The sequence below is a fragment of the Verrucomicrobiia bacterium genome, from assembly GCA_036405135.1.
Classification (GTDB): Bacteria; Verrucomicrobiota; Verrucomicrobiia; order Limisphaerales; family JAEYXS01; genus JAEYXS01.
Window position 1 is genome coordinate 292,406 of record DASWYF010000020.1, and the last position, 11,919, is coordinate 304,324.

Sequence of the window (11,919 nt, forward strand, 5' to 3'; positions counted from 1 at the left end):
AAATCGGGTTGCCGGGCTGACACATGAGCGAAGAAGCCGGCGAGAAAACAGAGCAAGCAACACCGAAGAAGCTGCAGGAAGCCCTGCAGCGCGGTCAGTTTCCTCGTAGTGCCGAAGTCCAGACGGTGTTCGTTCTCCTCGCCGGTCTTACGGCACTGCAAGTCGTCGGTCCCGATATCTGGAATCGCCTTACCAGCCTCATGGTTTCCACACTGGGGCACCTTCACGATATCCCCGTCACCAAAGAGAAAATCCCCGAGATAGCCATCGAAATGGCGATGGTTTTGGCCGCGTGTGTCTTACCGATCGCGCTCGCTTGCATGATCTCGGGTACACTCGCTGGTGCGTTGCAGAGCCGATTCAATACGGCCAACGAAGCATTGGAACCAAAATGGGAGCGGCTGAATCCAGTCGAAGGTTTTCAACGGATCTTTTCGCCGAAAGCGGCTGTTCCCGCGTTGCTCTCCATTTGCAAACTGATGCTGATCGCGGCGCTTTGTTACAACCAGGTGCGGAACGTTTTTGCCGACCCCATTTTCCATACTTCGGTGGACATGGCAGGAATTGCCGGGTTCTTGGGGCGGGCGGGCCTGAAGATCGCTTTCCAGATCGCTGCGGCGCTCGTGGTCGTGGCGGCGATCGATTACGGCTATCAATTCTGGCGCACGCAAAAAGACATGATGATGACCAAGGAGGAGGTCAAAGACGAATACAAGAACGCGGAAGGCGACCAGCACATGAAAGCCCGCATGAAACGGGGGCGCAAGAGCAAGTCCCAGCGTCAGATGCTTGCGGAAGTGCCTACAGCAGATGTGATTGTGACGAATCCGACGCGTATCGCCATAGCCCTGCGCTATGATAAAAAGACCATGAAAGCGCCGACCATCGTGGCCAAGGGCATCCGGTTGAACGCCAAAAGAATCCGTGAACTGGCGCAGCAGCACAACATCCCGATCATCGAAAATAAGCCCGTAGCCCGACTGATGTTTAAGTATGGCAAGGTGGGTGGCGAGATTCCTGCTCAGCTCTACAGCGCGGTGGCGGAGATCCTCGCTTGGGTCTATCGCGTGAACCGCTACCGCTACTACGCGGAACAGAACCAGTCGTGAAGAATTTTTAAGCCATCATCGGTGATGGCAGTGAATCATGGGTGACGCAAAATCAAATATCGGCAAGCTGCTGAAGCAGGGGGATCTGTGGCTGGTCTTGGGCGTGTTCGGCACAGTGATGCTGTTGGTGGTGCCGGTGCCGCCACTGGTGCTGGACCTGCTCCTGTCGTTGAGCATCGCCATCTCGTTGCTGATCCTCCTCATCATCCTGTATGTGGAGCAGCCTGCGGATTTTTCCGGTTTCCCGACCTTACTTCTGTTCGTAACGTTATTCCGATTGGGACTAAACGTTGCTACCACGCGCTTGATCCTATTGGATGGATACGCGGGGCATGTCATCGAGGCGTTCGGTAATTTCGTTGTCCGAGGAAACTTCATCGTCGGTATCGTGATTTTCTTCATCCTCGTAGTGATCAACTTCATCGTCATCACGAAGGGTGCTGGCCGTATCGCGGAAGTCGCGGCGCGCTTCACCTTGGATGCGTTGCCGGGCAAGCAGATGGCGATCGATGCGGAGTTGAACGCGGGTGTTATCACGGAGGCGGAGGCGAAGGCGCGTCGTAAGAAGGTGGAGCAGGAGGCGGATTTCTACGGGGCGATGGATGGTGCGAGCAAGTTCGTGCGCGGTGATGCCATCGCAGCGGTGCTCATCACTTTGATCAATGTCATTGGTGGTTTCGCCATCGGCGTGATCCAGAAGGGCATGAGCGTGACGGAGTCGTTGCAGCGCTTCACGTTGCTCTCCATCGGTGACGGTCTCGTCTCCCAGATTCCCGCGCTCGTGATCTCCATGGCGGCCGGTATGTTGGTGACGCGGGCGGCTTCGCGCGACAGTTTGGGCAATGAACTAGCCCGGCAGTTGCTGTTTTACCCCAAGGCTTTGAGCATCCTGACGTGGATGCTCGTGGCCTTTGCGCTGGTGCCTGGATTGCCGATGATGCCGTTCCTCGTCCTGGCGGTTATCTCCGGTTTCATGAGTCGCAAACTTAAACAGGCTGGCGCGAAGAAATCTTCGGAAGCAGTGGCGGCTGCAGCGGCTGGTGCGACTGCTGATGGCAAAGCTCCGGCCAATGCAGCAGCTCCGGCGAATAACAGCGCGGGCGAGAAGCTGGAAACATTGCTGAGTGTCGATGCATTGCAGATCGAGTTGGGTTACGCGCTGGTTTCCTTGGCTGATACGCGCAAGGGCGGTGATCTGTTGGAGCGGGTGACGGGTGTGCGCCGAAACTTTGCCCAAGAGATGGGCCTGATCGTGCCACCGATCCGCTTGCGGGATAATCTGCAACTGGGCGCGAATGAGTATCGTTTTCTGTTGAAGGGACAGCCCATCGCGCAAGGCAACTTGATGACGGGCTACTGGCTGGCAATGAATGCGACGAATAGTCGCACGGTCTTGAAGGGTATTCCAACGGTGGAACCTGTGTTTCAGTTGCCTGCGACTTGGATCACGGATGTGGAACGGCGTAATGCAGAGCTCGCTGGCTTTACGGTGGTGGATACCGCGTCTGTGCTGGTCACGCATCTGACAGAGACGGTGCGGCGTCATTGTCATGAGATATTGAGCCGTCAGGACGTGCAGAACTTGCTGGATAACTTGAAGCAAACACATCCGACGGTGGTGAATGAACTGGTGCCTGCGCAACTCACGGTCGGCCAGATCCAGCGCATCTTGCAGAACTTGCTTTCAGAAGGTGTCTCCATCCGCAATCTCGCGGGCATATTGGAAAAAGTGGGCGATTACGCCAATGTCACCAAGAACCCGGATGAGCTTTCAGAGTATGCACGGCGTGCACTCGGTGCGCAGATCACCAAGCCGTTGCAGAATGATGCGGGCAAGTTGAAGGCGATCACGCTGGACCCGAAATTGGAGCAGCAGATCGCGCAGGGTGTGCGTCAGTCGCAGACGGAAATCGCTCTCTTGCTCGATCCAAAACTGGCACGCCATGTGATGGATGCGATGTCGCGTCATATCCAGCAGATGCTCTCAGGCGGTCATCCTCCGGTGGTCCTTTGTTCGCCTGCCATACGTCTGGCATTCCGTCGTTTCTATGAAGGAACGTTCACAGATCTGAGCGTGCTTTCCTATGCGGAAGTTCCTTCGCGCCTTGAAGTTCAGAGCGCCGGGACCATCACCGCCATGGAATAGAAGTAGCGGAAATTCTTCTTAAGTTCTCCTGCCTCCCGTCGATGAACGAGTGTCCGGCTCGGCATCCATTTGCCACAGCGCTTTACGGCCGGAGAACAAAAACGAATCGAACAAAATAACATGAGACACATTAGTTATGCCGCTTTGACCGCTGTCGGAATGATGGCCTGCACCAGCGCCCATGCCTGGGATTACAAGATCGGCAACCAGACGTTATCCTTCCACGGCTTTGCCAGCCAGGGCGTGATCGCGTCCTCGGACTACAATTACCTTGGCCACTCGAACGATGGTTCTTTTGAGTTCAATGAATTTGGTCTGAACGCGTCCATCTCGCCATTCAACCGCACGCGCATCTCGGTGCAGGGCTTCATGTTCGATGTCGGCAACGTGGGCAATTACAACCCGTTCCTCGACTACGCTTCGATCGAGTACACGTTCAATGATCATATCGGTATCCGTGGTGGTCGCGTGCGTCGCCCAGGTGGCATCTACAATCACATCCAAGATGTGGACCTCGCCCGTACGTCCATCTTGCTGCCGCAGGGCATGTATGATGCGCGCTGGCGCGATTTCTCGACCTCGATCGATGGTGTCGTCGTTTTCGGTAACACGTCGTTGGGCAAAGTCGGTGGTCTTTCCTACGAAGTTTATGGCGGTTACATGGAACTGTCGGATGAGGGTGGGGTGGCCAAGCAGATCCAGAACGGTCTGCCTCCGGCACCGATCGGTTCATTTGATTCGTTGGAGCGCAATCCGGTGATCGGTGCGCAGCTCTGGTGGCAAACGCCGGTCGACGGCCTGCGTGCCGGTGCTTCTTACGGCTACCTGATGGATTTCACCTACAACTTCGCGGTGAATCCTCCATTCGGTGCGGGTGCCATGAGCAGCGAGAGCAACATCCCTTACCAGCAGTATTCCTTGGAATACGCCTGGAAGAACTGGACGTTCCAAGCCGAATACTACACCTACGTGGTGAACTCCCGCACCTACGTGGGCAATGTCAACGTCGCTCGCGGCAAGAGCCATCCTGATTCCTGGTATGTGGGCGCGGCGTATCGCTTTAACAAGTGGTTCGAAGCGGGCACGTATTACTCCGAGTTCTACGGCAACATCGACAACCGCAATGGTACCGGTGCCGCTGTCTCTTCCGATGCTTATCAGAAGGATCTCGCTCTCTCCTTGCGCTTCGACGTGAAGGACTGGTGGATCTTGAAGCTGGAAGGTCATCGCATCCAGGGCACGGGCCAGTTGAACAACGCCTCCCTGAACCCGGTACGCGACGAGCGCACCTGGTACATGCTGGCGGCTAAGACGACGTTCAGCTTCTAAACGAGAACCCTCAGAATTCAGGAGACAACGACTATGAAATATATCGCTTCCCTGCTGACGGTTGCCGGCCTGTTGCTCGGTGCGGGCCAGACGATGGCTCTCGATGGTGCGGTGCTGGTGGCTCATGAGAGCGTGCCAGTCGCCTCGCTCACCTCAGCGCAGCTCAAGGACATCCTCACTGGCAAAACCATGTATTGGGATGGTGGCGCGGCGGTGGTCATCGCTTACAGCGACAAGACCGATGCGGCACTGCAAGAAGCCAGCGGCATGAACAGCAGCGCCTTCAAGACGCACTGGCAACGCCTGGCCTTCTCGGGCCGTGGTCAACCTCCAAAAAAGGCGGATGACGCTGCCGCCCTCGTGGCTGCCGTGACAGGAACGAAAGGTGCGATCGCACTCGTTCCGGCGGATGCGGACGTAAAAGGTCTGAAGAAGATCGAAGTGAAGTAGTAATCCCCAAGCATCCCTTGGCCTGCCATGTTCAAACTGAAAACCATGTCTCTCCGTAAAGGTTTCCGTAACATCCGGCTCGCAGTGCTCCTGCTGCTTGTCTTCGTCGTGATCCAGGCTGCCATCCTTTGGCAGGTCTGCTTGCGCGGCAAGACGGCGGTGGGGGGCGTGGAGGCCGAGGGATTGCCCAGCCTGCGCAACGTTGCCGCCTTGCAAGAGAGCCTCGCACTTTACCGCCTGGCCTCTTACGAATGGCTCTTTGTGCAGGAAGGGGAGAAGGCTTCGCGCGCCCAGCGTGCGGACAATCTCCGTCAAGAAACAGCCAAGCTCATCCAAGAACTGAAGACGCTATTCCCTGAGGGAGATGCGGCTGTGCAGGTCAATGAGGTGAGCAAGGCGTTTGATTCTGTGGTGGCCGCACAGGCTAATGTGCGCTCGAAGGTGGATGCTGATTTCCAAGGGGCCATGAAGATCCTCGACCAGGATCTGCCGCCGCTGCTGGAGAAGCTGAACCAAGCCACGGGCAAGTTGAAAGACACGTGCTATCACGTCTCCACGGAGCGGGTGCAGGACGCAGTCGCGGGTTTCGCATCCATCCAGAGCAATACCATCGGCTTCGGTTTGGCCAGCTTGTTCATCACAGTGCTGGCAGTCGTTTTGGTTTCCGTGGTGGCATCGCGTTCGCGTCATCGTATCTCGAATATCGTGGGGCAGCTTGCCACCGGTTCTGAAGATGTGATGCATGCGGCGGAGGGCATGTCTGAGACGAGCACGAAGCTCTCGGATGCGGGATCGCGTCAGGCAGCTTCTGTCGAAGAGACGAGTGCGTCCATCGAAGAGATCCGCAGCATGGTGCAGAGCAACTCTGATCATGCCAACTCGGCCAAGAGCCTGGCGCGTGAAGCGTATCAGGCTGCAGGTGAAGGCGAGAAGGACATGGCCGAACTCTCCAAGGCGATGGATGAGATCAAGGCTTCGAGCGATAACATCGCCAAGATTTTGAAGAGCATCGAGGAGATCGCTTTCCAGACGAACTTGCTGGCGCTGAACGCTGCGGTGGAAGCCGCGCGTGCCGGTGAAGCGGGGCTGGGATTCGCGGTGGTGGCGGATGAAGTTCGCAATCTCGCGCATCGCGCCAGTGCGGCTGCCCGTGAGACGGCGCAGAGCATCAAAGAGTCTTTGCAGCGCAGTGCACGCGGTGTGGATATCACCCGCCGTGTGGCGACGGGGCTGGAAGGCATCGTCGGCAAGGCGCGGCAGGTGGATCAATTGGTCGGCCAGATCGCCACGGCTTGTTCTGAACAGGCGAAGGGCATCGAGCAGATCAATGCGGCCATGGGCGAGATCGACCAGGTTTCCCAGATGACGGCGCATGATGCGGATGCCAGTGCGGCTGCCTCGGCCCAATTGCGTAGCCAGTCCAGCGACTTGCAGGCGGCGGTCGCGGAACTCGTGGCTTTCGTAGATTACTCTCAAGCGGGAGGCGATTCTGCCGATATGCATGTGGGACCTGCGGTTGCCCGTGGTTCCAGCGAAACCAACAAATCAAAAGCAGTCGTCGTGCGCCCGAGTGCGAACGGCAATCTGAAAGCTTCGTCCAAGAACGGCGAGGCTGAGGAGTTCGTTTTTGAAGAAGCTTCGGGTGCACGGTACGGCAACGGAGTGCACCACACCTGACCGCCTGATGACGGCCACTGAACCCAATCTCAACGCGCAGCCGCAGTTGTTCGCCTTCCGGGCGGGCTCTGCGGCTGAGGCCGTTCGAAAGATCAGGGAAGAGCTGGGGCCGGATGCCGTCGTGCTGGATGTGAAGCAGGTTGGCGGGCAGGGGATCTCGCGGTTGTGGCAGCCTAAGCGCATCGAAGTTGTGGCTTGCCGTGCGGTGAAAGAAGCTGCGCCAGAGCCAGTGGCTGATCCGCTCAATGATTTGAAGGAAGAGCTGGCGAGCATTCGTCAGCATTTGGCGGGTTTGCCAGCTTCAACTGCATCAGTGTCGGAAAAGTCTCCGGCGACTGATATCGAGTCCAAGTTGATCGAGACGGGGTTGTTGCCTGCTTTTGCGCGACAACTTGTCCACGCCGCCAAGGTGACATCCGCGGGCGATGAAGCGGTAAACGCGGTGCAGGATCACTTGCGCAGCTTGTGGGCGAAGCGGGCTTCCCGCGTTGAAAGCAATGTGCATGTCTTTGTCGGGCCATTTGGTGCGGGCAAGACGACGGCGTTGTGCAAGTGGCTGGCACAATCGGTTCTTTTGGAGAACCGCATGGCGCGGGTATTCCGGCTCGATTCAGCTACAGCCAATACCGCGGAATCTCTCAGTGTTTTTGCGGAGGTTTTGGGTGTGCCGTTGGAGCGTTTTACGGGTGGTGATGCCACCGCGCGCTGGAATCCGGCGGAATTGATCTTTGTGGACCTACCGGGAGTGGACTGGCGTTCACCGCAAGCGCTGGAAGCCCTTCGACCGCATTTGGCGGCCTGGCCGGATGCCCATGTGCATCTGGTGTTGAACGCGGCTTACGATGCTTCCCTGTTGCTCGCCCAAGCGCGGGCCTTCGCGAACTTGCCCGTGACCGACATCGTGTTCACGCATCTCGATGAGGAGATCCGCTGGGGAAAACTTTGGAACGTGTGGTTAGGCACAAATTACACCTGCTCCCGACTGGGGGGAGGGCAAAATATTCCGGGTGAATTCTACCGGGCGGAGGCTGATCTTATTTTGCACCGCCAGTTTTCCCCGTAAAAACGCATAAAATGCTTGTAGATAAAGGGTTTTAAGCACTTGGCAAAGGAACTGCTAAACCAGCGTTAACGGATAGTAAAACATGAAGCAACTGATGCTCATAGGCGGTTTGACCGGGTTCGTGCTGGCCCTTCTTCTGGGGTTGGCGGTGCCGGGACGCGCCATGCCGTCGGTCTTCCTGCAAAGCTGTGTGGGCGCCCTGGTGGGCGGCTGGTTGATGCGCTGGTGGGGAACGCTGTGGTACCGCTCATTGGCCCAGGCTCTTTTGGAACGCAGGAAGGCGGAGATACAGGCAGAGATACAGCGTCAGGCGACGGTCAAACCATCCAACCGAATCTGATGACCTATGACAACGTGCGTTGAACTTGAAGACAACCAGACTCTCGCCGCGGACAAAGCGCCCCAAGTGGCCAGTGCGGCACGCCGCTACCAGCCAAGCACGCCGGGCAGCCAGGCGGAGTCCGACCTTGTCGAACAATACCTGCCGCTCGTGAAGACGGTGGTGGGCCGCATCGCGATGAGCCTGCCTTCGCACGTGAACGCCGAGGATCTTTACAGCGTGGGCCTCGTGGGACTGCTCAATGCGGTACGCCAGTTCAATCCGCAGGGCGGAAGTTCTTTCGAGAGCTATGCCCGAGTGCGCATCAAGGGTGCGATCTATGATGAGCTGCGCCGCCTCGATTGGGTGCCGCGCTCGGTGCATGACAAGGCGCGCAAGGTGGCGGTGGTGATGGAGCGCCTGCAGCAATCGCTTGGTCGTACAGCAAGCGATGAAGAAGTGGCGAAGGCTCTGAGCCTGACTCATGACGAATATCTTGAACTGATGGAAGAGATCCGGCCAGCAACATTCGTGTGTTTGGATGCTGTTCAAGGTGGCGAAGAAGGCAGTGATTCTTCCAATTACGAACTGGTGGCGGATGAAGCGCAGAACGATCCCGTGGAGCAAGCCTCCCGTCGTGAACTTGCCAAGATCATCGCCGAGCGTCTGGAGCAATTGCCCGAGATGCAGCGCAAGGTGCTCGCACTGTATTATTTTGAAGATATGCGTTTGCGGGAGATCGCCGAAGTGTTCGGGGTGACGGAATCGCGCATCTGCCAGATCCATTCGCAGGCCATCATGGCCATCAAGAATTATCTCCAGCGTCACGAAGTCATCGGCCGTTAATCGTTTTTAAGTATGATTGTCATCATCGGAGCAGTCTTGGTCACGATATCCGTTCTTGGCGGCTTTATGCTCGCGGGCGGACATGTGGCGGTGCTGTGGCAGCTCTCAGAAGTCATCGTCATCTGCGGTGCAGCCTTGGGTGCTCTGATCATCATGTCACCCAAAAAGGTGCTGATGGACATGGTGAAACAGATCATCGGCACGTTGAAGGGCACGCCTTACAGCAAGACTGCTTATGAAGAGCTTTTCAAGGCGCTCTATGAACTGTTCATGCTGGGACGACGTAATGGCATGATCGCGCTGGAAGAGCATGTGATGAACCCGCATTCATCGAGCATCTTCACGAAGTATCCGGCGTTCGTGAACAATCATCATGCGGTGGATCTTTTGTGCAACGGCCTGAAGCCGTTGATCGACGGCAAGGTGAAGCCGGACCAGCTTAAGATGCTGATGGAGGTGGAACTGGACGGCATGGAAGACGAGCATCACCAGCCGATCGATGTGTTGACGAAGGCGGCGGATGCGATGCCGGGCTTCGGTATCGTGGCAGCGGTGTTGGGCATCGTGGTGACAATGGGTTCCATTTCCGGGCCGATCGAAGAGATAGGTCATCACGTGGCCGCAGCGCTGGTGGGAACGTTCCTCGGTATTTTGATCTCTTACGGATTTCTCAATCCCTTGGCGGTGAACATGACTTTTCTCGGACAATCGGAAATGGCGTATTTTCGCGCCATCGCCACGGCGGTTTCCGGCTTTGCCGGTGGCATGGCACCGATCATGGCGGTGGAAGTGGCGCGCCGCAGTTTGAGCAGTGATGTGAAGCCATCGGCGGAGTCGCTGGAAGAAATGCTCAAGAACATCGGCAAGTAAATGAGCAGGAAAAAGAAAGGACATGGGCATCATGGTGGCGCGTGGAAGGTCGCTTATGCGGACTTCGTCACGGCGATGATGGCGCTTTTTCTGGTGCTCTGGCTGACCTCGCAGGATGAGAAGATCAAGGAAGCCGTGGAACGTTCTTTCAAGAATCCGTTCAATTCGCTGACGAAAGATTCCACCGGTTTGATCCCGAGCAAGGATGCGCAGGCAGTGCGTTCCAGCAGCGGCAATTTCGACTCCGCTTCCGCCATGGAGCTGAACATGCTCCGCAAACTGGCGCAGGACCTGGTAACGACGTTGCAGACGAATGAAGAGAACCCGGAAGAGAATCCGATCAAAATGGATATTTCTCCCGAGGGCATGAAGATCAGTGTTTTCGACAAGACGCGGCGCGCCATCTTTGAGCCGGATTCGGCGAAGTTCACGGAATACGGGCAGTGGGTTTTCTCCACGCTGGCGTGGCAACTTTCGCGTTACACCAGTTCCTTCAATGTGGAACTGGAAGGGCATACAGAAACGGGACGTCCTCAGCAGAGCGAGAATTATTCGGACTGGGAGATGACGGCGGATCGCGCCAATGCCGCGAGGCGTGAACTTTTGAAGCATGGTGTGACCACTGAGCAGATCCGCAAGGTGGCGGGATATGCGGACACGCAACCTTTGACGGACCGACCCTCTACGGATGCAGGCAACCGTCGCGTGACGGTGATGCTGCGGATCAAATCAGGCAACCGGTCTGTGCCCCAAACATGAGCGACGCGTTTGTTCCATTTCAGCCCAAGCAGGCCAGCAGTTCTGTTGAGCCGAAGACATCATTTCAGCAGTTGAAGCCGGAATTGACAGCGGCGCCGGTGAGCATGGTTGCAGAGCCCAAGATGATTCCTGCACCAGCAGGGCAGGTGGCGTTGATGCAGCAGCATCAGCATAATTCACCGCAGGTGACGTTGCAGCGTGAGGGGGATCGGGTGACGGGGATACGCGTGGAGTGCGGGTGTGGACAGGTGGTGATGTTGAATTGTGTGTATTGATTGAGGGATTCTCTTGGAGTTTGCTGAGTTTTTGGATGCGCTTTGCTTCGACTCACTCCTCACCCAGTTCTGCTTGGGGCAGAACTGACCTCTCCTCATTAGCTCCGAAAGCTTTCGCGAGTCCAGGAGCGGTAACACTTAAAGCTTCTTTTGCGAAAGGTCGCGCTACTCTTTTTGGTTCTCTATCCACGGTTTATTCCACTCGGCAATTTCTGCATTCGCTGCTATCTGTTAGGGGGAGGAAATTACCACGTTGGAGGCTGGTTCCTGTTGAAATAGCAGTAAAACAAGGGGTTTTAGCGCTTGGCACGGGCGTTGCTTAACAGGGCTGCGTGAACGTGAGCCTATATCAAGCAGCAGCGGCGATGACCGCCAATGCGCGGTGGCAGGAAGTGGTGGCGGGGAATCTCGCCGCCAGCGCGCAGCCGGGTTTCAAGCGGCAGGAAGTGACGTTCAGCGCGATCGCGGCGGGCCAGAGTACAGTGGGTGGAACGGCGTATGCGCTGCCGAAGGCTTCGGTGGGCACGAGCTTCCGTCCTGGTGAGTTGCGTCCGACCAGTGTGCCGACGGATCTGGCTCTGGAAGGTAAAGGATTCTTTGCGGTGCGTTTGCCAGATGGGAATGAGGCTTACACGCGTGATGGTGAATTTCATGTGAACTCGGATGGCGCGCTGGTGACGAAGCAGGGTTATCCAGTGATGGGTGACAGTGGGCCGATTCAACTGGATCGCAACAGCGGTGCGCCGCTCACAATCAGCCTGGATGGCGAAGTGCGTCAGGGCGCTGACTTGAAGGGCAAGTTGAAAGCCGTTGATTTCAATAACACCGATCTGCTCTCGCCTGCTGGTGGTGGAAATTTTCTGGCGAACGATCCAGCGATCCAACCGGTGCTGCTGGATGCACCGGTGATCCGGCAGGGATTTTTGGAGAGCGCCAATACTTCTTCAGTGATGGAGATGGCGGGGCTGATCAGTGCGATGCGCGCTTTTGAATCCAGCCAGAAGGTGGTGCAGACGCAGGACGAGCGCATGAGCAAGGCGATCCAGGAGCTGGCAAACCCGAACTGATAACAATCT

The 11,919-nt window shown here is 56.9% G+C and carries 12 protein-coding genes; all 12 read left to right on the top strand.

The genetic code is table 11. The annotated features are described in order from the left end of the window. Nucleotides 1-23 precede the first annotated feature (23 nt). The 12 genes from VGH19_09900 to VGH19_09955 all read left to right on the top strand — a co-directional run bounded on the left by VGH19_09900 (nt 24) and on the right by VGH19_09955 (nt 11,910). Complete coding sequence (locus VGH19_09900; protein ID HEY1171672.1) at nt 24-1,109, top strand: EscU/YscU/HrcU family type III secretion system export apparatus switch protein; 1,086 nt, start codon at nt 24-26, stop codon at nt 1,107-1,109. 37 nt (nt 1,110-1,146) lie between these two features. Beyond that, the gene (gene flhA / locus VGH19_09905; GenBank protein ID HEY1171673.1) at nt 1,147-3,255 is read left to right on the top strand and encodes a flagellar biosynthesis protein FlhA; all 2,109 of its coding nucleotides are present in this window, start codon (nt 1,147-1,149) and stop codon (nt 3,253-3,255) included. 120 nt (nt 3,256-3,375) lie between these two features. Next, a complete protein-coding gene (locus VGH19_09910; GenBank protein ID HEY1171674.1) occupies nt 3,376-4,584 on the top strand; it encodes a hypothetical protein in 1,209 nt (402 codons plus the stop codon). A gap of 33 nt (nt 4,585-4,617) precedes the next feature. Further along, complete coding sequence (locus VGH19_09915; protein HEY1171675.1) at nt 4,618-5,034, top strand: hypothetical protein; 417 nt, start codon at nt 4,618-4,620, stop codon at nt 5,032-5,034. A 45-nt stretch (nt 5,035-5,079) separates the two neighbouring features. Further along, nucleotides 5,080-6,711, top strand: a complete 1,632-nt coding sequence (locus tag VGH19_09920; protein ID HEY1171676.1) for a methyl-accepting chemotaxis protein — start codon at nt 5,080-5,082, stop codon at nt 6,709-6,711. Between the two features lie 7 nt (nt 6,712-6,718). Next, entirely contained in the window at nt 6,719-7,774 is a 1,056-nt protein-coding gene (locus VGH19_09925) for a hypothetical protein (GenBank protein ID HEY1171677.1), read from the top strand. Nucleotides 7,775-7,856: 82 nt separating this feature from the next. Beyond that, nucleotides 7,857-8,114, top strand: coding sequence for a hypothetical protein (locus VGH19_09930; protein HEY1171678.1), 258 nt, complete (start codon nt 7,857-7,859; stop codon nt 8,112-8,114). Between the two features lie 6 nt (nt 8,115-8,120). Then, nucleotides 8,121-8,939, top strand: a complete 819-nt coding sequence (locus VGH19_09935; protein HEY1171679.1) for a FliA/WhiG family RNA polymerase sigma factor — start codon at nt 8,121-8,123, stop codon at nt 8,937-8,939. 12 nt (nt 8,940-8,951) lie between these two features. Beyond that, on the top strand, nt 8,952-9,809 hold the full coding sequence (motA, locus tag VGH19_09940) for a flagellar motor stator protein MotA (protein HEY1171680.1): 858 nt from the start codon (nt 8,952-8,954) through the stop codon (nt 9,807-9,809). Further along, on the top strand, nt 9,810-10,568 hold the full coding sequence (locus VGH19_09945) for a flagellar motor protein MotB (protein ID HEY1171681.1): 759 nt from the start codon (nt 9,810-9,812) through the stop codon (nt 10,566-10,568). Further along, nucleotides 10,565-10,843 (top strand): hypothetical protein, encoded by a 279-nt coding sequence (locus VGH19_09950; GenBank protein HEY1171682.1) that lies wholly within the window; start codon nt 10,565-10,567, stop codon nt 10,841-10,843. Before VGH19_09945 ends, VGH19_09950 begins: the two co-directional genes overlap by 4 nt. Before the next feature lie 332 nt (nt 10,844-11,175). Continuing rightward, on the top strand, nt 11,176-11,910 hold the full coding sequence (locus VGH19_09955; protein ID HEY1171683.1) for a flagellar hook-basal body protein: 735 nt from the start codon (nt 11,176-11,178) through the stop codon (nt 11,908-11,910). Nucleotides 11,911-11,919: the final 9 nt, after the last annotated feature.